Below are 26,991 nucleotides of genomic sequence, written 5' to 3' on the forward strand. Positions count from 1 at the left end.
TAGTTACAGCTACTTTCAAAACCGTATCCTTAACAAATGCAGGTAAACTAAGTTTGTTACAAAAAACAAGAGCAACCCTGTTAGAGGTTGCTCTTTTTACCTCTCCCCAGCCCTCTCCAAAGGAGAGGGAGCGACAAGAGGATAAAATATATTAAGTCCTCTCTTTTGGAGAGGAATCAGGTGAGGTTAATTACGCTTGTGGCAATTTACTAAACTCATCAAAAGTGATCTCTTTTTCATTGAGCGTAACCTTGGTTTTCAGGTACTCAAACACTTTTAAAGATTTTGCTTCTTCAAAAATGCGGTTGGCATTCTCTTTATCTTGCAAGAACTGAACAGCGTACTGGCTTAATTGCTCTTCGCTGATAGGCTGCTGGCTGTACATTCTGAATTGTGCATCTATACGTGCTTTAGCCAGATCTAATACTTCGTTGTATTCTATCTTGATGTCGTTATCGCGAACAATTTTGTTACCAATGAGGGTCCATTTCAGGTTTTTGGCAAAATCATCGTAACCGCCTTGTAATTCCTCATCGCTCAATTTTTCGTTGGTGGCTTTTAACCAGCGTTTCAAGAATTCGTCGGGCAGTTCAAAGTTAATTTTGTCAAGCACGTGCTTATACATTTCACCCTGCAGTTTATTATCTGCATCTTGAACCATCATGCTTTCCAGCTCTTCAGTAATTTTGGTGCGGAACTCTTCCTCTGTAGTTACCGTACCAGGTTCAAATATTTTGTCAAAGAACGCCTGATCTAAATCTGATTCTTCTAAACGGTTTACATTTTTAACCGTCAGGCGGAATTTCGATTTCAAATCAGCAGCTTCTGCTTCCTCAATTTTTAATAAGCCGGCTACCTTGGCGGCATCGTTATCAAATGCCTGTTGAATATCAAATTCAACTACATCGTCTTTTTTCAAACCAATTAACGAAGCTTTAACGGCTTCATTGGTAATTTGATCTAAACGGATAGAGGTAACGTTATTAATACCACCTTCAAAAACAGAACCATCGGCCGATAGTTGAGCTAATTCTCCGTATAGTACGTCATCATCTGCCGATACGTCAGGGTTTGTCATTTTACCATAGCTACGACGCAGGTTTTTAATACGCGATGCTAACGTTTCGTCATCTACCTTAATTTTGTAGTTAGTCAGTTTATCTTCAGGTCCGAAGTCAACCGTAAATTCAGGGGCTAAGCCAACTTCATAATTAAATTCAAAGTTGTCGGTAAAATCCCAGTTGTATTCTTTAGCATTATCCACCTTTGGCAGGGGCTGACCTAAAACTTCCAGTTGCTGCTCGTTCAGGTAATTGTTCAGGGTATCTGATAACAGGTTGTTGATCTCATCAACCAAAATGCTTTTACCATACATGCGTTTAATATGCGATGCCGGCACCATGCCTTTGCGGAAACCTGGTATAGTGGCTTTTTTAGCCTGGTCATTAATAGCTTTGTTTACACGGGCCTGATAATCCTCGGTGTTGATGTTGATCTTGATAACTGCGTTTAAGCTATCTTTTTTTTCCTGTGATATATTCATAATTTATACCTGATATAGTAATTACAAAACCAGCGGTTTATGGCCTGAAGGCGTTTGTGGTTTTGGAGCGCAAAGGTAAGAATTAATTTTTTATTTCAGCTACCTAATCATCAGCTGCATAGTGGTAAAAGGGTTCAAAAAATAGTTGTGTTTTGTGCCTGCCAGAGCAACTTATTGCAGTATAAAATGGACTTAAATAAATATAAGCCCGATATAGTTTACTTATGCTTAAACCAAAAGCAAGTTCGGGTGTTACAACACTAAATCGCTTTCATGAAAAGATTAGTTTTGGGCCTGGGCCTTGCAGCCATATTAAGTATAGGATTAACCACAGGTTGTAAAACCCGCAAAGCGGGGCCTATTGCACAAAACAATCCCGTACCTACCAACGCTGCCAATAACGATTCTACTGGTACCTCGCCGGGTGTTAAATTAACACCTTCGCCGGTGCCTAATACAAGGCCAAACCCGGTGCCTAACCCGTTACCACCAAGCCCGCCCATGTAGTCTGCTGTTTGTTTTGCAGCAAAGCTGTTAGCAGTTAAATGCTATTTACTGTATCTTTTTAATTTGAGATGCACCCGATTTGTTGGTATCGACCTCAGATGGATTACCGCGGTATTCTATGGATGAGTAGCCGCTTATATGGGTAACCAGGCTTTTCAACACGTTGATCTGGCTATCGCCAGATCCGCTTATTTTTATATCGTAGCTGCCTACAACAAAATCGAGCGCATGTAATTCGCCAACGCCCGCGATATTTACTTTATGCGATGCCGCCTGACCTTTTAAATTTAATTCGGTAGAGCCGCTTCCCGATGTTTCTACGTCGGCAGCACTCAGGTCCATATCCACTTTAGTAACACCTGCAAATTTAAATGTAAGATCTCCGGCATTTATGCGGCCAACCGAGGCAATGGTGGTTACCCCGGCGGTCTTAATTTCTTCCAGGCTTTTTACACCAACACTTACAGTTACTGGCTGGTTGCTGCAAATATTTTTACGTGAGTAAATGCGCAGTTTATCTCCGTTAACTTCGGTACGAATGTATTTCATGAGGTTGTCATCTGCGGTTACGCTTACACCCATGGAGCTGTCTTGCTTTAAATTGATCTTAAACTCACCCGAAACATCAATTTTTTTGAAGTTGCTGAGCTTGCGGTTTTCGGTCACCTTTTTCCCGGTGCCTTCAATACAGCCTATATGGCAAGATGATAAGGTGGCTGCACTTAAAATAATAACGATGACGGCTATAAAACTGCTGCGGATTTTCATGATCTTGTATCTTTCAGGGATGACGATGTTTTTCGGGTTCAAGTTACGCTAAAAATGAAAAAAGCCACTCAGTTGAGCAGCTTTTTAGCATATATGTAGAACTTTTAAAAGTGGGTTGCTTAGATGCCGGCTATTTCCTGGCCTTTAGGCGCAACAGGTGCCACATTGTTAATTACCATTTTGCTGGCAACCAAAGCCGAGCTGTTTACACTGGCCGAACGGTCGTGGGTTAAGTAACAGTTGGTTACATCGCCTTTAATATCGGCTGTGGCGCGGTCGTTAACGTTTATGTTGGCGGTAAACATGTTCACATCAAGTTTTGCAGATGAATTGCCATAAAGGTTTATATTCATATCAATGGCCGAGAGCTTACCAAAGCTTTTTATTTCGGCATTATCGTAAGCGGTGATGGAGCGCAGATCATTCACGGTGATCCATACAACCAGTTTCTCACTTTTGTAAGAAGAGATGCGCAACACGCCATTTTGATTTTGCACCAGGGCGCTTTCGCTGTAGTATTTGTTGTAAACTTTTACCTCGTTAGCAGTACCATCCGAAAGGTAGAGTTCAACGTTGCCACGAACTTCTATTTTGTTAATGTTCGTGGTGCTGGCATCGGTTAAAACGATGGCATTTTTTTCGTCGGTCTTAACGGTGGCCGAAGCATTATTGGTAATTGAAGCAATAATTGCAATTGATGTGATAAGGGTGATAAGTTGAGTTTTCATATAATTAATATTTTGAATATCAGTGAATTAAATCTGTTTTTTTTTGTTATATATCCATAAGACGACACTCATTTGAAAACGTTACAACATTTTTTAAATAATTTTGGGGTAGTGGCAGTTTAGCATCTATGGCAATAGAAATGTAGTTCCTTATAAGTGGGTTAAGGGTTTAAAACGGCAGCTAATTGTATTGGTAGAGGAGGCCTTTCCAAATTAAATTTGGCAAATAAGCGTCTTATTCGTTTGCAGGTTTTTGAAAAAATAATTGTCTACCGCAGAAATAAATCTATAAATCTTGCTAAAAACAAAACCGGCAGCAACTCATCGTTACTGCCGGTTAGCATATTTTAGGTTGACTGCTATTAATGCAGTACTAAAGTTTGTTTCCGATCCGGACCAACCGAAAGGTATTTAACAGGTACTTCCAGCTGCTCTTCTAAAAAGTTAATATAAGATTGCAGCTTAGCCGGTATTTCAGAAATTTCGGTAATGCCCGTAATGTCTTCATGCCAGCCATCAATCTCCTGCAATACAGGTTCTGGTTTAATGGTGCAAATATCGTAAGGCATGTAATCAATTACTTCGCCTGCGTGGTTGTAGTGAGTACAAGCGTATATTTTTTCGAAACCGCTCAATACATCGGCCTTGGTCATTACCAGTTGGGTAACGCCGTTAAGCATAATAGCATATTTCAATGCTGGAAGATCGATCCAGCCGGTACGGCGCGGGCGACCGGTAGTAGCGCCAAATTCATGGCCTATCTGGCGCAGTTCTTCGCCAAGGTCATTATCTAACTCGGTAGGGAAGGGGCCACCGCCAACGCGGGTACAATAAGCTTTAAATATACCTATTACCTCGCCAATTTTGCTTGGTGCAATACCCAAACCAGTGCAGGCACCAGCGGTAGTGGTGTTTGAGGAAGTAACAAATGGGTACGAACCAAAATCGATATCAAGCAAAGCGCCTTGTGCGCCTTCGGCTAAAATTCTTTTACCTTGTTTCAGGTAATCGTTAACTAAGTGTTCCGAATCTACCAGCGGGAATTGTTTCAGGAGTTCAAGAGCTTCAAAGAAAGCCGCTTCGCGTTCGCTAAAGTCAACCACTTCGCCGTAAAGCGCCTCAAGCATAGAGGTGTGTTTAGTAACCAGCTTTTGGTAGCGCTCTTTAAAATCGGGGAGGGTAACATCACCAATACGCAAACCATTACGCCCGGTTTTATCCATATAAGTAGGGCCAATACCTTTTAAGGTTGAACCAATTTTGCCTTCGCCCATTTTCTTTTCAGAGGCAGCGTCCAGCAGTTGATGGGTAGGCAGGATCAAATGCGCTTTTTTAGCGATCATTAAATTCTTTTTGGCCAGTAAGTCATGGCCGGCATCTTTAAGCTTATCCAGTTCCTTTTTCAGGGTAATGGGGTCAATTACCACACCGTTACCAATAAGGTTCATGGTGTTATCAAAGAATATACCTGAAGGGATGGTGTTCAGTACAAACTTTTTACCATCAAACTCTAAGGTATGCCCGGCATTAGGGCCGCCCTGAAAGCGGGCAATTAAATCGTAACCTGCACTTAGTACGTCAACAATTTTTCCTTTGCCTTCGTCGCCCCATTGGAGGCCTAATAAAACATCAACAGCCATTTAATTTTTTTTAGAAAACACCATGCCGAATCTATTTTCGCATCCTGCATCAAAGTATTACTCTATGCGTGGGATGCCGAAATAAATTCGGCATGACATATTTACGTTTAATTTATGTCTTACTTTAACAAAGCTGCAAAAGTAAGATTATAAAGATGTTAATCAATAAAATATTCGGCTTATGCCAATTTGTAATAATTACTGATTAGTTTCTGCGGTCGCAATAACCCTCTTTTAGCTTAGCGCAGTTACCGTATAAGTTAAGCGAGTGGTGCTTGATCTCAAATTTTAACAAATCGCCCATCATGCTTTGTATTTGCTGTATGCGCGGGTCGCAAAATTCAACCACCTTACCACAGTCAATACAAATAATGTGATCGTGCTGCTTGTAACCGTACGATTTTTCGAACTGGGCCATGTTTTTACCAAACTGATGCTTGGTCACTAAATCGCACGATACCAGTAATTCTAATGTATTATAAACCGTAGCGCGGCTTACTCGGTACTTTTTATTTTTCATGTGGATGTATAACGATTCCACATCAAAGTGATCACTGCGTGAGTAAATTTCTTCAAGAATAGCAAAACGCTCGGGCGTTTTACGCAAGCTTTTATTTTCGAGATACGCCTCGAAAATCTTTTTAACCATATCAATGGTTTCCTGTAGAGGCATAATATTTAAATAGGTTACGAGTCAAAGTTAGGAATTATTTTTTAGTGAATGGTTGATTGGGTTAAGTAGTTGAATGGTTTTACAATGCATAAACAACTACTCACCATTCAACTAATCAACCACTCACCAACCTCTCTTAAGACGCCTTCTCAAACGGTGTAGCGGCCGAATCGAAGCGGGTAACGCCGGTTATGCCTTTTACCTGTTTAAGGCGCTTAATGAGGTTTTCGAGGTGTTCGGTACCGTTTACATAAACCATAATGGTTCCTTCAAAAATACCGTTATCACTATCAACCGTAATAGAACGGATGTTAATGTTAAAGTCGGTTGATATAACGGTGGTAATCTTGTTAATCAAGCCTACATCGTCAATACCGGTAATGCGCAGTCCGGTAAGGAAAGCCAGTTCGTGTTGGGTAGTCCACCGGGCTTTCACAATACGGTAACCATAGTTAGCCATCAACTTAGCTGCGTTAGGGCAGTTGGTACGGTGTATTTTGATGCCTTCGCTCACGGTTATAAAACCAAACACATCATCGCCGGGGATAGGATTACAACAGCTGGCCAGCTTGTAATCTATCTTTTGCATGTCTTCGCCAATAAGCAGTATATCGCTATCCTTAGCTTTTACACTGCGCATGAGGCTTTGAACCTGTTCCTGCTCAATCTTATCCTGCGGTTTGTTTTCCACCACCTTCTCGGCCGACTGGTACTCCCGCAAATCTTTCAGGTCAATAATACCTTTGGCTACGTTGTAGAATAACTCCTGGCTCGAAGGCAGCTTGAAGTAAAGGGTTAGCTTATGTATGTTATCGGTGTTATAAGTGATTTTGAGCGATTTTAGCTTACGCTCCAAAATCTCCTTACCATCCTCAGCAACCTTGCGTTTTTCCTCCTTTAACGATGATTTGATTTTGGCTTTGGCCTTAGCCGTCACCACAATGTTCAACCAATCCTCTTTAGGTGTTTGCTTACTGGAGGTGATAATTTCAACCTGGTCGCCGTTTTGCAGATTATAGTTAAGCGGTACCAATTTGTGGTTAACCTTGGCACCAATACAGCTGGCGCCTACATCCGAGTGTATCTCGAAGGCAAAATCAAGTGCTGTAGCGGTAGATGGTAATTGTATAAGCGCGCCTTTGGGTGTAAAAATGAAGATCTCATCACTAAACAAGTTCATTTTGAAATCATCCAGAAAGTCGAGCGCGTTGCTATCAGGGTTACGTAGTAATTCGCGCACTTTATGTATCCATAAGTCTAAACCGCTATCGCTCGATGATTCTTTATATTTCCAATGCGCGGCAAAGCCTTTCTCGGCAATTTCGTTCATGCGCTTGGTGCGTATCTGCACTTCTACCCATTGACCGCGCGGCCCCATAACCGTAGTGTGTAAAGACTCGTAGCCGTTAGCCTTCGGCGATGATACCCAGTCGCGCAGGCGGTCGGGGTTGGGGCGGTACGAGTCGGTTACTATGGAGTAGGCTTTCCAGCAGTCGGCTTTTTCCATATCCGTTGCACTGTCTAATATAATGCGGATGGCAAAAAGGTCATACACTTCCTCAAAAGGGATAGCCTTCTTTTTCATTTTATTCCAGATGGAATGGATAGATTTTGGCCGGCCAAATATGTCGGCTTGCAATCCCTGGCTCTCCAGTACACTCTTAATAGGCTGAATAAAGTCGTTCACGAATTTCTCGCGCTCCGCCTTCTTTTCATTCAGCTTTTTCTTGATGAACTGGTAAGTTTCACGCTCCATGTACTTCATAGAAAGGTCTTCCAGCTCTGACTTTATGGCATAAAGCCCCAGGCGGTGTGCCAGCGGTGCATACAGGTATACAGTTTCTGAGGAAAGTTTAAGCTGCTTATCGCGCGGCATAAATTCCATGGTGCGCATGTTATGCAGGCGGTCGGCTAGCTTAATCAAGATTACCCTAACATCATCGGCCAGGGTAAGCAGCATTTTCCTGAAGTTTTCGGCTTGCAGCGAGCTGTTGGTATCAAATACACCCGAAATTTTGGTTAAGCCATCAATAATCTTCGATACCTTTTTACCAAACTCGCGTTCAATATCGTCAAGGGTAACGTCGGTATCTTCAACCACATCGTGCAGCAGGGCACACACAATAGAGGTGGTACCCAGGCCAATTTCTTCGGCAGCTATCTGGGCAACGGCAATAGGGTGGTATATGTACGGCTCGCCCGATTTGCGGCGCATGTCTTTATGGCTTTCCAGGGCAATGTCAAAGGCCTTGCGTATCATCGTTTTGTCGCCTTTTTGCAGGGTAGACTTTGATGCACGCAGCAACGCACGGTATCTTTTTAAAATTTCCGCTTTTTCGGCTTCAAGATCAATCACTAAATCTTTCATTTATAAGCGTTTGTTATCAGAGTATCATAATGGGGCAACAAATAAATTTATTGCCTGTAATTTTTATTTCACTAAAAAATAGCACTATTTTTGTATTAAGTAAATATATGAAATATATTGGTTTGATGCTACTGTTTTGCTGTGTTGTGGGCCGCGTATGGTCGCAAACGCAGTTGCCTCATCCCAAAATAGGCAAAAATGATACCATAAGCGCTTACCTTACCGAACTTAACGGGGAATTAGTTCCGTGGGTGGTGTTACAAGAAGTGCCCATTGTTGCCGCCCGTATATTTGAAACCGAAGCCGACCGCAAAGCATACCTCCGCTTAAAATACAACGTTTATAAAGTTATACCTTATGCACGCATAGCCGGCGATAAATACCGCCAGCTGCAACGCGACCTTGCCACCACAAATGATAAAGGCAAACAAAAAGAACTCATTAAAGCATGTGAAATTCAAGTAAAGGAGTTATTTAACACCCAAGTTAAAAACTTAACCATAACCCAGGGCGAAATTTTGATCAAATTAATCGACCGCGAAACGGGTACCACCAGCTACGAATTGGCAAAACAGTTAAAAGGCAGCTTTCATGCCTTTATGTTTCAGTCGGTAGCGCGTATATTTGGCCACAATTTAAAAGAAGAGTACGATCAGGATCAGGAACGTGATATTGAGGCCATACTACGCCAGGCCGGCTATTATTCTAACAGATACAATTAAATGGACGAACAAAGTATTTACCGGTTCAATGTTAAAAAATTGAACGGTGAAGAAGTGAACTTGAGCGATTATAAAAACAAAGTTTTATTAATTGTTAACACAGCCTCGCAATGCGGCTTTACCCCACAGCTTAAAGAATTGGAAACTTTAAGGCACGAGTTTGAAGGGCAGGATTTTGAAATTTTAGCTTTTCCGTCGAATGATTTTGGCGGACAAGAACCTTTGGATGGTTCGGGCATCAGCAAGTTTTGTAAAATAAACTTTGGCGCCCACTACCCGGTGTTCAGCAAACTCAAGGTTAAAGGGCAGGATGCGCATCCGCTGTTCAGATTTTTGGGTAACAAACGTGAAAACGGCAAGGTACAATCGGTGCCGTTGTGGAATTTTCATAAGTACTTAGTAGACCGTAGCGGCCACGTTATAGATTACTATTACCCCTTTACCAAGCCAACATCGGCTAAAGTAAAGAAGAAGATAGGCGAATTGTTGACCGCAAACCCAGCCTACGCTACCACATGATCAAGCTTGATATTTTAGTACTACCCGTACACCCCGATGATGCCGAACTGGGCTGCGCTGGGGTAATTTTGAAGCATAATGCGGATGGCAAAAAATCGGGCATTGTTGACCTTACCCGTGGCGAACTGGGCACCCGCGGCTCGGCTGAGATCAGGGCGCTGGAAGCGGAAGCTGCCGGTAAAATATTAGGGCTGGCTGTAAGGGACAACCTGGGTTTACCTGATGGCTTTTTTCAAAACACGCCCGAGTACCAACTTAAGGTAGTAGAGGTTATACGCCGCTACCGCCCCGAAATAGTAATTACCAATGCCTACTATGATCGCCACCCCGACCATGGCCGTGCGAGCGACCTGGTACAAGCCTCTTGCTTTTTGGCCGGACTGCGTAAAATAGAAACTTTTGATAACGGGCAACCGCAGGAAGCCTGGCGCCCAAAACAACTATTGCATTTTATACAGGATGTGTACATTAAACCCGATATCTTAGTTGATATCTCAGAATATTGGGAGCCCAAAAAAGCCAGTATCATGGCATACGGTTCGCAGTTTCACAATCCCGACTGGGCAGACGAGCCTCAAACTTACATCTCCTCGCCGGAGTTCGTAAATAACGTGGAAGCACGCGATCGCGAACTTGGCCGCTCCATACAAGCCAAATACGCCGAAGGCTTTTTAAGCCGTAAAATATTAGGGGTAGAAAGTTTATTTGATTTGAGATAATCCTCCAGCTCTCTGAAGGGAGAGTAGCAATAATAAAAGAGCCGGATACAATATTCAATTTGTATCCGGCTTTTTCGTTTTGTAACCAAGCCAATACCCCCCCCTTTGGGGGGGCTGGGGGGGTTACGCTCTTACGTATTCATAGCGGTTGTTCTCTTCGCTTCTCTCACGGCGCAATTTACTTTCGTTGCTTAGTTTAAGTAATATGCCCGATAGCTCTGATGTCTTAAATTCTGAATCGTATTGATCTTTACAATAGGTGGCTATGTCGGCTATAGAATGCGGATGGTCAAAAAAGTTGGTTTGTAACAACTGATTCAACACTTTGGTAGCACCAGGTTTGCGGCTGGCCGATTCCCTGTTATTAGTTCCTTCTTCGCCCTGGTAACTACGCGACCTTTTACCCTGTTGTTCTTCACTTTCCTTATCCCAATCAATCATGGTGTCTAACAGCCTGTCAATAATTTTCACCTGCACGGCTTCAGATTGAAATGCGTTGATCACATCAGAAATTTCGAGAAGCTGTTTTTTCAATTTCTCCGTTTGTTTGCTCATTTTATTTTTATTGTAGTAGGGTGTTCACAAATAATGTTAAGTATTACAGCTAAATGTTCCTTTGCAATTCATTGTCATATATCATTGTTGCAAAGAATAAGAACATATAGAACGTCAAATCGCAGTATTAGTATGTTATGTAACGTAAAACCTAAATTGTGAGATTGAAAAATGCAGCTTGTAGCAATATTATTACAAGTTATAAATGCATTTAAATAAGTATCGGATAGAAATACGTGCTTTAAAGCGTTAATATTACGATATACAATCTTTGCAAAAAACGAGCCGTTGTTATCATAATCTAAATATTTATCATATTGTGAATTTCAAATGATGGGTTTGATACACACAGCGTTTGTAATTTGAAGTTGCATAATGTATCATAATGATATTTAAATTAGGATTTTGCTTATCTTGACGTTTGAAATTAACAATGTCTCAACAATTCCTGTAAATCGTTTTGTTCATTTTAGTAGTTAGCCGGGCTTTGGTATGATAGCTAAAGTAAATCAATCATAAAGCCTGTATTTAATTTATATTCATATTATGAAGCGACTGACCGCAATATTAGCCCTTATCATTTTTGCCAAATCGTTAATGGCACAGCCTACTCAAAAGCCAATGCTTTATGGCACTAATTGGATGGCTATTACGGGTAAGCCCATGGCGGCTACGGCGGGCTCTATGATATTTCAACAAGGAGGTAATGCGGTAGATGCAGCCTGTGCTATGCTGGCAGCTACCTGTACCATGTGGGATACCCTAAGTTGGGGCGGCGAAACGCAGGTGCTCATCTACAATCCTAAAACAAAAAAGGTAATTGCCATTAATGCCATGGGTGTTGCACCAACAGGTGCAACGGTGGCGTTCTTCAAAGGTAAAGGATATAATTTTCCACCCGAGTATGGTCCGCTGGCTGCCACTACACCGGGCACGCCCGGCGGACTGATCTATATGCTCGTCAACTATGGCAGCATGAGCCTGGAACAAGTGCTGGCGCCGGCTATGCACATGGCAGCAGGTTACGCCATAGAGGCACAGGCAGCCAACGCCATGGAGCGCGATAAAGACAAGATCAAACAATGGCCATATAGTGCTAAAGTGTTCCTGACCCACGCGGGCCAGCAGCGCGAGGCTCCTGAAGGCGGCGAAATATTTGTGCAGAAAGATCTTTTAAATACCCTGACCAAAATGGTAGCCGCCGAAAAGGCTGCCCTTAAAAAAGGTAAAGGCCGTAAAGAAGCGCTGATGGCAGCTTACGACCGCTTTTATAAAGGCGATATAGCACAGGAGTTTGTACGCGGCTGCCAGGAGCAAGGCGGCTTAATTACCATGAAAGATCTGGCTCAATGGAAGCCGATTGAAGAGGAGCCTTTAATGGTGAACTACAAGGGTATTGATGTATATAAGCTAAAGCAGTGGACACAGGGCCCGGTTTTGCTGCAGGCCTTGAACATTCTCGAAAACTTTGATTTGAAAAGCATGGGCTATAACAGCCCAAAATACATTCATACCTTGTACCAAGCCATGAACCTGGCGTTTGCCGACCGCGATTTTTACTACGGCGACCCTTATGCCACTCCGGCCGAACCTATGAAAGGCTTACTAAGTAAAAATTATGCCAAGCAGCGTGCTGCCCTCATTGGTTTTGACAAGAACGATGCGCGGATAGGCCCAGGCAACCCTTACCCATTCGAGGGCAAGGTGAACCCTTACATTAACCTGCTCAAACAACGCGGTTTTGAAATGGATACCACCATACGCAACTTCGCACCAACACATGATTTAGGGAACAATACCCCTAAGGAGGTTTACGAAGATAGATTATGGCGCGGTACTACCTCCATAGAGGCGGCCGATAAGGAAGGTTGGGTAGTATCGGTTACGCCAAGCGGTGGCTGGCTGCCGGCTTGTATTGCAGGTAATACAGGTATTGGCATGAGCCAGCGTATGCAAAGCTTTGTGCTCGATTCGGCCTTAAACCCCTTTAACGTGGTTGCGCCGGGCAAAAGGCCGCGGGTAACGCTGTCGCCCTCCATGTTTTTGAAGGATGGTAAACCCTATCTGTCGGCAGCGGTACAGGGCGGCGATACGCAGGACCAAAACCTGTTACAGTTCTTTTTAAACGTGGCCGAGTTTGGCATGACCGTTCAAAAGGCAACCGAAGCAGCTAACTTTAATACTAACCAATTATGGCTTTCTTTAGGCGGCACTAAAACTGCCGACCGCGAGCCAAAGCCGGGACAAATTCTGTTGAACAGCAACACCAAAGAGGAAGTACGCAATGCCCTCAAAAAAATGGGCTATACCCTCAGCTTTACCGATCGCACCAGCGGCCCCATCAACGCCATCTATTTCGACTGGAAGCATGGTAGCTTTTGGGGAGGTTCGAGCAATCATGGTGAAGATTACGGAATAGGTTGGTAGCAGATTCGGCTCTTATTTGCTAAAATTAACGCATAGAAAAAGCTAGCGGACCCTCATGAGGTCAGCTAGCTTTTTTTGTAACGAACAGTTATTAATAGTTGGTGGTGGTACCAATATATATACCGTCGCCATCGGCAGTTACTTCAATATTGTATACGGTGTAAGGGTTATCATAAGCGTTAAAATCCCAAACCGAGCTTCCAGTGTTATTATCGCCGCCAATAACGATGTCATCCCGGTAGGCACCCCAGTTGTTAGCTTGTACAGTAACGGTATAAATGCCCGGAGGAATGGCATCGGTGGAGAAACTGCGGAATTCATAATAATTAGACTGGTAATTGTCAACAGATCCCTGGCTGCTATCAGATGTGCGCCAGGTGTGCGAATAATTGTCGTTACTTACCGTGATGTTCCAATCGGTAAACAAGCCTGCTTGTGTTCTGCCCATATTCATGGTTACGCGGCCAGCTACAAACTGTTTGCCCGCCTGTACCGGTCGGTTATGATTACGAAGATATTTTAACGTGAACGGTACACCTGTGGTGGTTGGCAAATGCCTGTTGGTTGCACCAAAGGATGTTAAAGACATAAGCATGCCCATTAGTAATGCCAGTGGCATCATTAGTTTTTTAGTACTCATAAAACTTAGTTTAATATTGGTTTATGAGTTCTAAATTAGGAGGTTACAACAAGGCGGCTCTCTATTATTTTACCATCTTTATATAACATATTATCTGCTAATTAAGTAATAATTTACTTTAATGAAAGTGCAATGCCACATGCCTGTTTTATGGATGCACTTATATCCAAAAAAAGGCTGCATGACAACATGCAACCTTTCCATAATCTAAATTCAACTTTCTATTGCCTCATGAGCGTCGAAAACTTTTGTTGATACTCTGCTAAATGCTGCTTAACCCTATTATTAACCGCTAATTGCTGGTTCTGGCTACCAAGCTTGCTCATTTCATCAAGCAGTGATAAGCTTAACTGAACATCGCGGATGTTTACCGTGTCGGCATCGGTTTGCAGGCGATGGTAATTGAAGTCTAACTGCTCTTTAACGTAGGTATCAATGCTGGTCATCATCTTATTAGCCAGTTTAAAATCCTGCAAGTGCAGGGCGGTATCGGCAAGGTAAAACTTACGAACGGCTACGTCTACATAAGGGTAAATGTCGGGCATTACCTGGTCGTAACGGTGCAGGGCCTTTAGCGCCATATCGGGGTGCCCCTCGGCTGCCAAATTCTGACTTAGGTTCATAAAGGTAGTGGCAATAAAAGGGTAGAACAGCGCGGTAGACTGCTGGTCGAGGTAAGTGGCCTTCTTCATGTTGCCCCATTTAAATTTATCCATCATGTTATGGTACATTACCATGGTATTGGTCTTTTCGGCTTGAGGGGCAGCAGCGGTATCAGATTTCAGCGGCAAAAGTCGGTAAGCAAAGCCTTCGTTGTACAGGTAAGAACTTAAGCCTATCGAACTTTCATTAGGCACGGAGTTGGTGAAATAAACCGGGCGTTTCCAGTTATTATGTACCAGTATATCTATCATGGCTAAATTTTCTTTGGTTACAAAGCCCGATGGATATTTCCATTCCATGGTTTTGGCTATTTGGTTACTGCGGCTGGCAGGGAGGGTGCCCGTTTTAATGACCTGCGCAGGATCAACCGTTAATTTAAAATTCTTGGTAGGCAAATAATTAGCGGTTGCGCCGCTTTCATATTCCAGCTTGGTGCCGCGGTCGTCGGAGGTCATAAACTCGAAGATCTCTTTCAGTTCTACCGAGTCGGGGATCTTTGCATCCTGGAACGTTAAATAATCGCGTACACCATCCTTATACTGGTCATCGTCCATGGTAATGGGCAACGGTGCCGATTGGTTCATGGGCTTTTTCATGTGGCGTATATACCAGTCAGTACCAAAAAGGCTCAGATTCACCAAGCGTACATCGGGGCGTATGTTTTCCACCTCCTGGGCGTACCATAGTGAGTAAGTATCATTATCGCCATAGGTGAATAAGATGGCGTTAGGTGCACAGGAATTAAGGTAATTGCTCGCCATGTCATGCGGTGTCATTTTGGTCGACCGGTTGTGCGCTCCCCATTCCTGCACGGCCATTAACACGGGGGCTGCCACGAGGCAAAGCGAAGTGGCGGCAAGCGCAGCATACCGCCCGTTAACCCGCTGCTGCATAAACTTAGCCAGGCCAATTACGCCCAAACCAATCCAAATGGCAAAGGTGTAAAACGATGCCACGTAGCTGTAATCGCGCTCGCGGGGTTGTACGCTTGGCTGGTTTACGTAAAGTACAATGGCTATACCGGTAAAGAAGTAGAGCAATGCTATCACCATAGCATCTTTTTTACTGCGTTTAAAGTGGTAAAACATGCCAAACAAGCCAATCATGAGCGGCATCGCGTAAAGCGGGGTATAGGTATTACTTTCAGTAATGAATTTAGGCAGGTGTTTGCCACCATCGAACCAGCCCGATGTCCAATTGCCGTTGAGCTCAACGGTGCTGGTTTGGCCATCCTGGTCGTTGTAGCGGCCTACGAAGTTCCACAAAAAATAGCGTGCATACATCTGGTAAATTTGCCAGCTGAACATGAATTTCAGGTTGTCGCCAAAGTTTGGCGATTGACCTTCGCCCAGTTGGAGCCATTGCTTGTAAAACTGCGGGTCTTGCCCATCGCTGCTAAAGATACGCGGCAGTATAGTGTTACGGTCATATACCAGACTTTGCTTTTTGCCTACCACCTCATATTGTGTTTTGCCTTTACGATAAATCGTAGCGCCTTCTTTTTGCTCTATAGCGTGCGAATCGAAATAAGGCCCGTAAACCAGGGGCGGGGCAATGTACTGCTCACGGTTAAGGTAGCTTTGCAGTTTAAAAGCGTTATCGGGGTGGCTGTTATTTAAGTTTGTGCCTGCATGCGCCCTGATTGGGATCATGGCAAAGGAGCCGTAACCCAAGTACATAAAACTTAAGCCAATTAAGATCAGGTTTAGCGGAGGTTTATTTTTACGCACGCTATAGACAATGCCGCCAATAAGCGCGCTCACCAGTAAAAGCAAGAAAGCGAACGAGCCGCTGCCAAAACCAAATTTTAAAGTATTCACAAAAAACAAGTCGAAGTAGGCCGCTATTTTAACGGTATACTGAATAATGCCAAACTGCACAAATGCCAGTAAGGCGACGCCCGTAAAAACGGCAACCACAGTACCTTTGGTACTAATACGGTTACTGCGGCGGAAGTAATAAACCAGCGTTAGTGCAGGAATAGTTAACAGGTTTAACAAGTGTATACCTATGGATAGTCCCATTACATAGGCGATCAAAATGAGGTAGCGGTCGGCACCTGGCTCATCGGCACGGGCTTCCCATTTCAAAATGGCCCAAAATACGACCGATACACATAAAGCGGCCTGCGCAAATACAATAGTTTCTACGGCCGAAAACCAAAAGGTATCGGTATAGGCAAAAGCCAGGGCACCTACCAGCCCGGCACCCATAATAAGGGTTTGGGTGGATGAATCGACCGCCTCGCCACGTTTCACCAGCATTTTCTTAGCCAGTGCTGTAATAGTCCAAAATAAGAACATCACCGTAGCTGCGCTGGCCAGTGCCGATGCCATGTTGGTAAAGTAGGCCACCTTGGTGTTATCGCCCAGGGATAGGAGGGAAAAAGCCTTACCTATCATGGCAAACAGCGGGTAGCCCGGCTGATGCGAAATTTGCAAGCGGAACGCGCAGGAAATAAATTCGCCGCAGTCCCAAAAGCTTACCGAGGGTTCGAGTGTGAGGATGTAGGTAGTTGCGGCAATGGCAAAGCAAAGCCAGCCCAGGAGGTTGTTAAGCTTGTTGTAAAGCATGAGAGTTAAGGAGTAAAAGTGTAACCATAGTGCTAATTACGAGCAAGTTCACACTTATGGGTCAAAAGCCCATGAACCTTAACATTCTTTAACATTAGGGCATTAAAAACAAAGCCGGCTCTTTGCGGGAGCCGGCTTTGTTGAGTTCTTTAAACTACCATGTCATTGCGAGGAGCGATAGCGACGTGGCAATCTCTTTACGCTTAGTCACCCAGCGCCGGAGATTGCCACGCTATCGCTCGCAATGACATGTTGGAAAATACAGGTCGCTTGCAATAACGGTTATTAATAGCAACATATCAATCAACCTGTCATTTCGAGTACTAACGAGAAATCCTGTTCAAAATGATAGTTTTACACTTTGCATCTCGAACAGGATCTCTCACTATCGTTCGAGACAAAAGGCTTTTATTTCACCACCTCAACCCATTGCCCTTTTTGCAAGGCGTTAACCGTAGCATCGTACATGGCCTCACAATACGTGGCCGGTAAAAAGTAACGGCCGGTGTAAGAGGCATTAAGCATCACATAATAGGTTACTTCCTTATCGGCAGGCAGGCTGAAATAAGTATTTACCCGGTCGTCGCGAATGTCGCGGTAGTCTGACGGTGACGATTTAAATACTTCATCGTTATTCATCATCCGGGTATTCAAAATTTCCCATCCCGAAGGGAAGATCTGCGTGAGCGCCATGTTAGCATAATCGCCACGTTGTCCAGGGTTTTTCAAGATTACCTGCGCCACAAAATCGGTCCCTTGTTTTAAGCTGGTTGGGTCAATAGGCTTACCGCTTAGCGTATAGTACTTCACCTGCATTTGCAGCACATCGGGGTTAATGTTCGATGGTAATATTTGACCCAGTGCCGGTTGTCCCTGCTGTATGAGGCGGATGTAGAGCAAACCTTTGCCGTTGTTTTTAACAACCGCCTTGCCACCATTGGCGGCAATAGGCAACTGCCATAAATACGACGCGGAGTTCACGCTGTTCTTTACCGTTCCTGCCTGCACATCAAACTTCAGTGTGTTACCGCTCTTATTCTGACCGCAATACTGTGCTATGGCCAGCAAAGAGTAGGCGGTAGTTTGTGTGCTGTACCAGCTATCTTGCGATAATTTAGCGGCAACCGAATATACCATACGGCTGGCTTTCTGGCGTTGGCCTAATAAGGTCAGGGTTTCCAGTATCATAGCCTCATCGCGCAGGTCGGAACCATAGGTGTAACCCATTTGCGTGTAAGGTTTAACCGTGGTTGGCAAACCGGCTATCAGGCGCATAGCTACTTCGGGCTGGCCGGCCAGTTTGTAAGCCGCGGCTAAACGCCATTTGGCTTCCGGGCTTAAATATTTCATCTCCTTTAAGCGGTTCATGGCACCTAATTCGGGCGCATTGGCCAAAGCCAGCAGGTATAGCCTGTAGGCTTGCGTTAAGCCCGAATAATAGAACTCACGTACATCGGGCGCCCAGTTTTGAGCAGTCCGCTTTTGGTACTGTTTCCAGCCCTCTATGAAGCCCACAGGCAGGGTGTAACCTTTGGCCTGGGCAGCCAGCATAAAGTGGCCGGCATAGTTGGTGCCCCACTCGTCGGGCTGTCCGCCATCTGGCCAGTAGCTTAAACCGCCACCCTGTACCCTAAAGCCGTTAAGCCTGCTAATGGCCGCCTTAATATTAACCTCCGCTTCGGCTTTTTGGCGGGCGTTCAGGTCTATTAACTGACCTAAGAACAATTGCGGAAATGCCGATGACGTAGTTTGCTCTACGCAGCCATGCGGGTACTGCACCAGGTAGCTTAACCGTTTAGAAAGGTTGAGCGCCGGGATGGATGATACCTCTAAGGTAGCTTTATTGGTACCACCCATGCCAATGGCCGCGTAGCCTGTGTTCCAAACCTCGCCAGGTTTCAACTCTTTTTGAATAACGCTGGTAATAGGCGGGTTAGGGTTGCGCACGTTCAGCACCACGTCAAAGGCTGTGGTTTCGCTACCGCTTTGTGCAATGATCTTTACCTTGCCTACACCTATAAAGTTTTTCACATTAAGGTCGAACGATACCAGCTGATCTCCCGGCTTGGTAAACGTTACCGTTTTTTGATAACTGCTGCCGGGGTTGCTAAACGCATTCGACTGTACTTTTATGCTTACCGTTTTAATGTTGTTTTCCATGGCAAACACCGTAACCGGTAGCCGTACCGTTTCTGACGGACCCAGTACGCGCGGCAGGGTAGCCAGTATCATTAAAGGTTGTTTAACGGCTACCGGTTTTTCGGCAAAGCCATAGCTGCCATCGTGGCCGGCTATTACCATGGCCCTAACCGAGCCAATGTATTGCGGAAGCTTAAACTGTTTGGTTTGCTTTTCGCCTTTACCTAAATGGTAGGGGCCCATAAACTTAACCACGGGCTTAAAGCGGTTAACCGATACGTTTTTGCCGTTGCCCACACCGCTGCCATCGCCACCAATGCTCAGGATGCGTTCTAATCCGCCGCCGAATGCGCCAATTACATAGTCAAACAAATCCCAGGTTTTTACGCCTAAACCTTCGCGGGCGTAAAAGGCGGTATGGGGGTTAGGGGTTTTAAAGTTGGTGAGATCCAGCAAACCTTCATCTACCAAAGCTATGGTATAGGTCATTTCCTTACCCGAGGTTTCGGACACGGTGATAGACGATTGCGTTTCGGGCTTGATCTTATCGGCCATCGTGATCACCGGCTTCAAAATGGTTTCCGGGTCTTCTACACCTAAGCCTATAGCACCGTACATACGTATGGGCAGGTCGTTCAGCGTTTGCGAGTGGCGTTGCAATAGCGTTACCGTTGCAAACACGTTGGGTGCCATGCCCGGTTCTATTTTAAAGCGGTAGCGGGTTTGTCCCTTCTCGGTATTTATCCAGGCTGTTTTAATAACATGGCTGCCGTTTTCAATACTAATAAGCGCACGGCCACCTGCACCTGTAGGGATAGTTAAGGTAGCTTCTTCGCCTACCTTGTAATCCTTTTTATCTGACGTGAACGACAGCATGGCCGCCTCAGTAGCGTTGCCCTGCTGCAAGCGTTCCGACCAGTTTGGCCAATCTACATAAACCACTTTACCGGTAGAGTGCCCGGTTTGCAGGTCTTTAACCCGCACCAGGTAACGGCCCCAATCGTTTTTAGCCACCCTGAGCGTCCACTTACCACGGCCGTTTACAAGGCCTACGGTTTGGGTGTTAATGAGCTTGTTATACTGGTCCTGGGTAAAGTTGCTTAGTTCGTTGCCGCTTTCGTCCCACCACCACCGCCATTGTATTTTGTAAACTTCTACTTCAACATTACGGCTGCCGGCCATAAGTAAGCCTTTTGGCGTAACGTCTACAATATCTATCACGTTATCTTTATCGGTTTCCAGCATACCGGTCATGGCGCTGCCTTCGGGTGTTTTAATACCCACATAGCCGTTGTACACGTTGTAAGGCATGGAGGTTTGCTGTATGCTGAAGTTGCCTCCCGGTTCAAACACTTTTACCAGAAAATTGGCCCTTAGTTGGCCCGGCGCCTGCTTTTCTACATTAATATCGGCGTTGATGGCTGCATTGCCCTGGGCATCCAGCCTGCCGTCGAAAACGGTTTGTGTTTGCGTATTAAACGCCAGGGTAGGATCATCAAAATTATAGCCCTCTAAATGTTTAAACGTAGTTGTTTGTGCCGATACAAAGGCATCAACCTTAGCCTTCAGATTTTGCGCAATACCGCCAAACAGCCAGCGTGCATTCAGCGTGCCGTTGGTGCTGCTGCCCTTAACCAGTTCGGTAAGGTTACCGAAAGACAGGTTAAGCTTTAACCGGTTAGGCATAATAGTTTCTACCTTAATGTTCTTTTCAAACACGGCACCACCCACCTTTACTTTGGCGGTCCAGTTGCCGGTAGCGGCGCTGGTGGTAGTAGCGGTGTGGAAACTGTAGAACCCATCAACCGCGCTGGTGCGGGTTAAGCGGCTGTATAATTGCCCCTGCGGATTGTAGAACTCAAACTCTACAGGGTGGTCGGCAGGTAAGGTTTTAAGTTTATCTTCCAGGATGAATGATACAAAGATGGAGTCGCCGGGACGCCATACGCCACGCTCGCCATAGATGAAACCTTTCAGTCCTTTTTGTACCTCTTCGCCACCTACGTTGAAACGGGTGAGTGGTAACGAACTGGCATCATCCAGCTTTAAGTATCCTCGCTCATCGCCGTGTTTGGCTACCAGTAGGTAAGGTTTGTGTTTAAGGTCAAATTTTGCCAAACCGTCGCCATCGCTTTTGGTGGTGGTGAGTACCTGGCGCTGGTAATCCAGCAGTTCAAGCGTAACGCCACTCATGGGTTGGGCATCCATGATGTTAGTAACGGCTACCATCATGCTGTTATCGCTGCCGCGTTTGGCTATAAGGCCAATGTTGGAGGCTAAGATATTACGCGTTGCCCAGCGGTCTTTGTTATAGTAAGATTGGGTACAGGCATCATCGCGCTCGTCCCAGTTATAACCGTCGGGGTAATAATTATCATATCTCGACCAAAACTCATCATCATCATCTAAACCTTCACCACCATTGCTGTTATCTTCATAGTAATCCTCGTCCGGCCCGTCCTCATTATTAGCTTTAGCGCTTACCGCGCCCGCTTTACAATTGAATAAAGAATATTCTTGCCTGAAACCTATCACCACCCGGTAAATAGCCCCTGGCTCGGTACGCATGAGGTGATCCACGTCCAGCATAAAGCGGTTCTTTTTGTTCAGCTTCATGCTTTTGTCATTATCCAGCCTGATGGTTTTTTGCAATACAGGTTTACCTACCTGGCGCAACTGGTAGTTGCCATCAAAACCATTGTTTTGAAAGTATTGGGGAATGTTGTTCTCGTAAATTTTGATAATGCTTACATCTACCGCCTTTAAGTTCACGGCTTCAAAAGGCATAAGCAACCGTCCCGAATCGGGCAGGATAACGCCCTTGCCCGGTATGGTTACAGAGGGCAAACGGTTCTCGAAGAATACGTTAGCTGTAAAGGCCTGCGTTGTTTTTTTGTGGGTAATATCTTCAATGCCTTCATTAGCAAAGGCATTATAGTCGCCTTCCAGGCGTTTGGTTCCATAAAGTTTCAGTGTACTCCCGTCTATGGTGTAAGCGGTTTCGCTCATGTTGCTGATGCCAACTAATCCCGTGAGTTCCTGGCCTACCATAACCGGATTAGAGAGCTGTACTAATACATACTGATCCTGATCCTGCACGGCGCGGATGGCCAGTACCTTAAAATCGCCCACTTTGGGTACCTCAAACTCGGTACTTTGCTTTCCTTCTATATCAAGCGGTGCGCCATCATACCTAACCAGCAGCGGTGTGCCGGCAGTAGGGGAACGTTGTATTTTATTGATGGTAAACTCGTGTGTACGTGCGGCCGGGTTGTGTTTCCAGGTAATGGCCGTGGCCGATGGGTAGGTTACGCTAATAACCTTTTCAATTTTGGCGGGGTCTTCACCATCGGCGGTTTGCACTACGCCGGTAAACTTCATTTGGGTTAATGAGGTATTGGTGGCGGTTTGCAGACCGTTAAGGTCTACCGTAAAATCGGGCTTGATGGTTTTAAAGTCGAATTTGAAATCGTCCAGGCTTTCGGTTGTTTTGGTAACCTTGCTTAATTCAAAGTCAACATCATAGCTTTTGTTGGGCTGTAAGTCTGCTTCGGGCTTAAACTCTATGGTTTGCGCATCTACCCAGTAAGCCTTACCCTTAACCGATGGCGAAAAGTCGAAAACGCCGTCAGGCAGTGCCTCATTTTTAGCATGACTGGTTTGCACCTGGTTAGAAAGCTTAATACGGATAGCGCTTTGCCGGGAGACAACCCCCGAGGTATATGACTCAATGTACTTGCTGAAGGCGGGGTCTATCTTGTCTTTTTTCCGATGCTTCATCACCAGGATGAGGGTAATTACAATAGCGGTTAAGGCAAGGCCAATAGCTATAAGTCTTTTTTGATAGGGCGTAAGGTTGAATGTACGGCTCATGATGTGCAGGTAGAATGTGCACGAAATGTAGAAAGTATTTATAAGGATTACAATAGCTTATGGCCGATATATTGCATCTTTTTTCGACAATGTATTTTTTTGAGGAAATATGAATTTTTAGAGAGATAATTTAAAATTTCATGCGCTAAAATGAAGTTGCCCGTTTCACTTTTTATTCCTGCTAAATGGGAATACTTTCTACAATCTCATCACCTTATAAATTCAACAAGTGAAAATTTTTTTTTAAAATTTCACTTGTTAGCAAACCGTATCAGCTAATAAATAACATATCCAAGTTGTACTTAAAACACAGGTAAATACCTATTGCCGTGTTGCTATTATAACGTATCAAAATAATTATAAAGTATTGTATTTCAGTATTTTATGTAAATTTTACTCTTGTGGCTTGCAGAAAAAGCCTTTATGTTTACACCACCAATTATGATGATTAAAGCCTGATAAGCTCATTTCAGCTGCATCTGTACTATAATTGTTATTGAAAACAAGGCAAAGCCTGAAACGGGTGCAGATATAATCATCTGCCAGATAAATTGAAAACCAAATTATGACCAATATGAATACTTCAACCAGCAATACAGGTTAAGGCGGTAAGCATTATTAACGTTCCGCAACAAACAATCAAACCAAAACCGATGAACTGAAACCAACAGTTATCGGACCTAAAGACAAAGAGAATATGAATAAAAGATGTACAAAAGCATTTTTATTGGGTATAACAAAACCAGCCTGGGCAAAGCGCCTAAACCTGATAGGGGTGTTAGTGCTGACACAATTGTTAACCCTCACCACAAAAATTTATGCACAAACCCCTGTTAAAGTAACAGGTTTGGTAACCGATAGCCGCAACGAACCGTTGGTAGGTGTTACCGTAAAAGTAAAGGGTACAAGTGGTGGTGGCGGTACCGCGGTTGATGGTAAATACAGCATCAGCGTAGCCAACCCCGCCAACGCGGTACTGGTATTTACTTACGTAGGTTATACCACTATGGAAGAACCTGTAAACGGCCGCGCGGTAGTCAACGTAAAGTTAGCCGAATCGAGCACATCATTACAGGAAGTAGTCATTTCGACCGGTTATGGCGGTACAGTGCGGAAGCGCGATATCACCAGTTCTATTTCAACAGTTACCGATAAACAAATACAGGAGCGCCAGCCTTTAACCTTGTTTGATGCCTTACAAGGGCAGGCAGCAGGTGTTTTGGTTATTAACGATAACGGCGAACCGGGCGCCGAAGGTAGTATTACTGTGCGAGGCCCGTCTACCTTTTCTTCAGAAGGGCAGGGTACTAATCCACTATACGTTATTGATGGAGTGATCACCCAAAACGCCTCTTTATTGAATCCTAACGATATTCAAAGCGTTGAAGTATTGAAAGATGCAGCATCGGCGGCTATCTACGGTTCGCGTGCGGCAAATGGTGTTATTTTAATTACCACCAAGCGTGGCGCCGAAGGCAAGCCCCGTATAGATCTGCAATACACCTTCACCACCGGCCGCATATCGCACCTTATACAATCGGCCAACTCCGAAGATGTACGTTATTATCGTCGTTTACAATTAGGTTTAACACCCGGCTATGGTAGCACTGTGGTCGACTCGTTAAACCCGGGTCAAAACTCAGATAACGATCTGCAAAAGTTGGTGCTGGGCAACATGAGCCAAAGGCATGATGTAAAGTTCTCGTTAGCAGGCGGGCAAAAAAACCTGACCTATGCCGCCAGCTTAAATTATCTCGACGATCAGGGAACGCTGATCAATACTTACGCTAAGCGTGTGCAATCGCGCATTAACGTTGATTACCAGTTTTTAAAAGGGGTTAAATACTCTACCAATATCTCTTTTTACCGCCAAACGGGTAATTACTCCAATTTTGCCAACCAGATAAGGCCGGTTTTTGACAGACCATCTAATTACCTGGTGTACAACCCTAATGGCAGTCTAACCAGTTATACTAACGGTAAGCGTAACCCAATCACCAACGCTTTGTATGAGGTAAACACCCGTGAGGAGTACCGCACGCAGTTTGTTAATAGTTTAAACTTCGACATCACTAAAGATCTGAAGCTAACCACCACGCTGAATACTCAACTCGATAACAGCCAGGGCTTTTTCTTTTCGCCGCGTATTGTAAACGCACAGGATGGTACAAGCAACGCCGCCCGTAACAACATGTTTCAGCGTTTTTATTACGAGGCACAGGCTTATTTAAACTATAATAGAACGTTTAAAAAAGATCATAGCATATCGGCCACCCTCGGTGTATCGCGCGATAGAGCCCGTACCGATACCACCACATTATCGGGTACTAACTTTGTGTTGGAGAATATCCATACCATTACCGGTGCTAACATTACTAACCTAAGACAGCAACGTGTACGCCAGGTGCCTATTTCTACCGGCTCTTATTTTGGGCGCTTTAACTACAGCTATAAAGGTAAGTATATTTTACAGGGTGTTTACCGTAACGATGCTTCTTCACGCTTTGGCGTTGATAACCGTTCGGGCGGCTTCCCTGCTGCCTCAGTAGGATGGAGGTTTACAGATGAGAATTTCTTGGGCTTTACTAAAAAAGTTTTAGACGATGGTAAATTCCGCTTTAGCTACGGTAAAGCCGGTAACGATCCTATTGGTGCATTCGAATCTTTAGCCCTGTTAGAAATTGGCGGCGACAGCTATAATGGCATACCCGGTATATCGCCTACAGCGAACTTGTACAATTCGGGCCTTAAATGGGAAACCACTACCACCAAAGATTTGGGTATGGATCTTACCTTCTTAAAAGGCCGTTTAACAGCCACGGTTGATGCCTATGTAAGAACCACAGACGACCTGTTGTATAATAGACAAGTACCTAAAGAAACCGGTTACACTGTACAACGTGTTAACGTAGGCACCATACAAAATAAAGGTTTAGAGTTTGTTTTAACAGGCAATGCCATCCGCAATAAGAACTTTACCTGGGTAATTAATGCCAATGCTTCTATTGAGCGTGGTAAAATTCTTAAGCTTAACAACGGCGAAAACTTTATTGCTACGGGCAGCGGTGGTGTAAGCGGTGGTAACGCCCGTTACTTAATTCAGGAAGGCACACGCATAGGTAGCTTTTACGGCTGGAAAAACTTAGGGGTTTACCAGTATGATGCCTCTAACGCCTACACGCCCGACGGACAAAAGTTAACGCCTATTGGCATCACTGCAACCACCACTAACCGTGGTGGTACTGCCGGTGCTACAGTAGCCAGCAGTTACCAGTTAAACGGTCAGCCTTATGGCGGGCAAGTTGTACGCAAAAGAACAAGCGGTGGTGCAACCCTTTTAGGTGGCGATACCGAGTGGGAGGATGTGAACAATGATGGTGTTATTGACGATAACGACCGCCAGATATTGGGCAATGCACAGCCCGACATTTACCTGGGTTTTGTAAACAACTTTACTTACAAAAATTTCTCCCTGTCGTTCATTATCAATGCTACGCTGGGCGGGCAGGTGTATAACCAGTTCAAGCAAAACTTAACCAATTTCGCTAATAATGGTGGCCCATCTTTACCAGAGGCTATATACGGCGCCTGGACCAAACAGGGCGATATTGCCACCTTCCCGTACTACCCCGATAAAGATACCCGCGGTAGCCAGCGCATAGGCGGTAACAGCTACTTTTTAGAGAATGGTAGCTTTGTAAGGCTTTCTAACGCCAGGTTCACTTACCGGTTTGACCCTAAGATTGCCAGCAGGATACACACCAAGAATATATCGCTGTATGTATACGGAGTTAACCTGTTAACCTACACTAATTACAGTGGTTTCGATCCGGAGTTTACACCATCATCGGGCCTTACACCGGGCGATGATACGGGCCGGTATCCGAAAAGAAGAGAATTGGGATTTGGTATTAACGTTGGATTTTAAAAAGAA

At 44.6% G+C, this 26,991-nt stretch carries 16 protein-coding genes; 6 read left to right on the forward strand and 10 right to left on the reverse strand.

Features of this window, described 5'->3' with window-relative positions; all coding sequences use genetic code 11:
* Nucleotides 1-190: 190 nt before the first annotated feature.
* Nucleotides 191-1,543: a trigger factor gene (gene tig, locus IEV61_RS08165; protein WP_188415530.1), complete on the reverse strand. Its 1,353-nt coding sequence runs from the start codon at nt 1,541-1,543 to the stop codon at nt 191-193.
* 273 nt (nt 1,544-1,816) lie between these two features.
* Here tig and IEV61_RS08170 point away from each other — a divergent pair, with 273 nt between their 5' ends.
* Nucleotides 1,817-2,050 carry a hypothetical protein gene (locus tag IEV61_RS08170; RefSeq protein ID WP_188415531.1) on the forward strand — a complete coding sequence of 78 codons (234 nt, stop codon included), beginning with the start codon at nt 1,817-1,819 and terminating at the stop codon, nt 2,048-2,050.
* A 45-nt stretch (nt 2,051-2,095) separates the two neighbouring features.
* Here the strand turns inward: IEV61_RS08170 and IEV61_RS08175 are convergent, their stop codons facing one another.
* The 5 genes from IEV61_RS08175 to IEV61_RS08195 all read right to left on the reverse strand — a co-directional run bounded on the left by IEV61_RS08175 (nt 2,096) and on the right by IEV61_RS08195 (nt 8,227).
* Complete coding sequence (locus IEV61_RS08175; protein ID WP_188415532.1) at nt 2,096-2,818, reverse strand: head GIN domain-containing protein; 723 nt, start codon at nt 2,816-2,818, stop codon at nt 2,096-2,098.
* A 119-nt stretch (nt 2,819-2,937) separates the two neighbouring features.
* On the reverse strand, nt 2,938-3,546 hold the full coding sequence (locus tag IEV61_RS08180) for a GIN domain-containing protein (protein WP_188415533.1): 609 nt from the start codon (nt 3,544-3,546) through the stop codon (nt 2,938-2,940).
* A gap of 362 nt (nt 3,547-3,908) precedes the next feature.
* Entirely contained in the window at nt 3,909-5,186 is a 1,278-nt protein-coding gene (locus IEV61_RS08185) for an adenylosuccinate synthase (RefSeq protein ID WP_188415534.1), read from the reverse strand.
* Between the two features lie 205 nt (nt 5,187-5,391).
* Nucleotides 5,392-5,859, reverse strand: a complete 468-nt coding sequence (locus IEV61_RS08190) for a Fur family transcriptional regulator (protein ID WP_188415535.1) — start codon at nt 5,857-5,859, stop codon at nt 5,392-5,394.
* Nucleotides 5,860-5,995: 136 nt separating this feature from the next.
* Nucleotides 5,996-8,227 carry a RelA/SpoT family protein gene (locus IEV61_RS08195; RefSeq protein ID WP_188415536.1) on the reverse strand — a complete coding sequence of 744 codons (2,232 nt, stop codon included), beginning with the start codon at nt 8,225-8,227 and terminating at the stop codon, nt 5,996-5,998.
* 107 nt (nt 8,228-8,334) lie between these two features.
* Between IEV61_RS08195 and IEV61_RS08200 the strand changes: the two genes are divergently transcribed.
* The 3 genes from IEV61_RS08200 to bshB1 are packed head-to-tail and all read left to right on the forward strand — an operon-like array spanning nt 8,335 to nt 10,187.
* Nucleotides 8,335-8,949 (forward strand): DUF4294 domain-containing protein, encoded by a 615-nt coding sequence (locus IEV61_RS08200; protein WP_188415539.1) that lies wholly within the window; start codon nt 8,335-8,337, stop codon nt 8,947-8,949.
* Complete coding sequence (locus IEV61_RS08205; RefSeq protein ID WP_188415540.1) at nt 8,950-9,468, forward strand: glutathione peroxidase; 519 nt, start codon at nt 8,950-8,952, stop codon at nt 9,466-9,468.
* Nucleotides 9,468-10,187, forward strand: a complete 720-nt coding sequence (bshB1, locus tag IEV61_RS08210) for a bacillithiol biosynthesis deacetylase BshB1 (RefSeq protein WP_188415640.1) — start codon at nt 9,468-9,470, stop codon at nt 10,185-10,187. Before IEV61_RS08205 ends, bshB1 begins: the two co-directional genes overlap by 1 nt.
* Nucleotides 10,188-10,310: 123 nt before the next feature.
* On the opposite strand, the gene IEV61_RS08215 is transcribed toward bshB1, so the two are convergent.
* Nucleotides 10,311-10,742, reverse strand: a complete 432-nt coding sequence (locus tag IEV61_RS08215; protein WP_188415542.1) for a hypothetical protein — start codon at nt 10,740-10,742, stop codon at nt 10,311-10,313.
* Between the two features lie 546 nt (nt 10,743-11,288).
* On the opposite strand from IEV61_RS08215, the gene IEV61_RS08220 reads away from it, so the two are divergent.
* Nucleotides 11,289-13,169, forward strand: coding sequence for a gamma-glutamyltransferase family protein (locus tag IEV61_RS08220; RefSeq protein ID WP_188415544.1), 1,881 nt, complete (start codon nt 11,289-11,291; stop codon nt 13,167-13,169).
* A 91-nt stretch (nt 13,170-13,260) separates the two neighbouring features.
* Here the strand turns inward: IEV61_RS08220 and IEV61_RS08225 are convergent, their stop codons facing one another.
* The 3 genes from IEV61_RS08225 to IEV61_RS08235 all read right to left on the reverse strand — a co-directional run bounded on the left by IEV61_RS08225 (nt 13,261) and on the right by IEV61_RS08235 (nt 23,057).
* Nucleotides 13,261-13,809: a hypothetical protein gene (locus tag IEV61_RS08225; protein ID WP_188415546.1), complete on the reverse strand. Its 549-nt coding sequence runs from the start codon at nt 13,807-13,809 to the stop codon at nt 13,261-13,263.
* A 221-nt stretch (nt 13,810-14,030) separates the two neighbouring features.
* Nucleotides 14,031-17,045 (reverse strand): glycosyltransferase family 117 protein, encoded by a 3,015-nt coding sequence (locus tag IEV61_RS08230; RefSeq protein WP_188415548.1) that lies wholly within the window; start codon nt 17,043-17,045, stop codon nt 14,031-14,033.
* Between the two features lie 408 nt (nt 17,046-17,453).
* Nucleotides 17,454-23,057 (reverse strand): alpha-2-macroglobulin family protein, encoded by a 5,604-nt coding sequence (locus IEV61_RS08235; RefSeq protein WP_188415550.1) that lies wholly within the window; start codon nt 23,055-23,057, stop codon nt 17,454-17,456.
* 697 nt (nt 23,058-23,754) lie between these two features.
* On the opposite strand from IEV61_RS08235, the gene IEV61_RS08240 reads away from it, so the two are divergent.
* A complete protein-coding gene (locus IEV61_RS08240) occupies nt 23,755-26,985 on the forward strand; it encodes a SusC/RagA family TonB-linked outer membrane protein (RefSeq protein ID WP_188415552.1) in 3,231 nt (1,076 codons plus the stop codon).
* Nucleotides 26,986-26,991 lie beyond the last annotated feature (6 nt).

The organism is Mucilaginibacter galii (assembly GCF_014635825.1).
GTDB classification, from domain to species: Bacteria; Bacteroidota; Bacteroidia; order Sphingobacteriales; family Sphingobacteriaceae; genus Mucilaginibacter; species Mucilaginibacter galii.

Coding starts and splice junctions, on each gene's coding strand:
- tig (WP_188415530.1), bottom strand. CDS start 1,543: ATGAATATATCACAGGAAAAAAAAGATAGCTTAAACGCAGTTATCAAG.
- IEV61_RS08170 (WP_188415531.1), top strand. CDS start 1,817: ATGAAAAGATTAGTTTTGGGCCTGGGCCTTGCAGCCATATTAAGTATA.
- IEV61_RS08175 (WP_188415532.1), bottom strand. CDS start 2,818: ATGAAAATCCGCAGCAGTTTTATAGCCGTCATCGTTATTATTTTAAGT.
- IEV61_RS08180 (WP_188415533.1), bottom strand. CDS start 3,546: ATGAAAACTCAACTTATCACCCTTATCACATCAATTGCAATTATTGCT.
- IEV61_RS08185 (WP_188415534.1), bottom strand. CDS start 5,186: ATGGCTGTTGATGTTTTATTAGGCCTCCAATGGGGCGACGAAGGCAAA.
- IEV61_RS08190 (WP_188415535.1), bottom strand. CDS start 5,859: ATGCCTCTACAGGAAACCATTGATATGGTTAAAAAGATTTTCGAGGCG.
- IEV61_RS08195 (WP_188415536.1), bottom strand. CDS start 8,227: ATGAAAGATTTAGTGATTGATCTTGAAGCCGAAAAAGCGGAAATTTTA.
- IEV61_RS08200 (WP_188415539.1), top strand. CDS start 8,335: ATGAAATATATTGGTTTGATGCTACTGTTTTGCTGTGTTGTGGGCCGC.
- IEV61_RS08205 (WP_188415540.1), top strand. CDS start 8,950: ATGGACGAACAAAGTATTTACCGGTTCAATGTTAAAAAATTGAACGGT.
- IEV61_RS08215 (WP_188415542.1), bottom strand. CDS start 10,742: ATGAGCAAACAAACGGAGAAATTGAAAAAACAGCTTCTCGAAATTTCT.
- IEV61_RS08220 (WP_188415544.1), top strand. CDS start 11,289: ATGAAGCGACTGACCGCAATATTAGCCCTTATCATTTTTGCCAAATCG.
- IEV61_RS08225 (WP_188415546.1), bottom strand. CDS start 13,809: ATGAGTACTAAAAAACTAATGATGCCACTGGCATTACTAATGGGCATG.
- IEV61_RS08230 (WP_188415548.1), bottom strand. CDS start 17,045: ATGCTTTACAACAAGCTTAACAACCTCCTGGGCTGGCTTTGCTTTGCC.
- IEV61_RS08235 (WP_188415550.1), bottom strand. CDS start 23,057: ATGAGCCGTACATTCAACCTTACGCCCTATCAAAAAAGACTTATAGCT.
- IEV61_RS08240 (WP_188415552.1), top strand. CDS start 23,755: ATGAATAAAAGATGTACAAAAGCATTTTTATTGGGTATAACAAAACCA.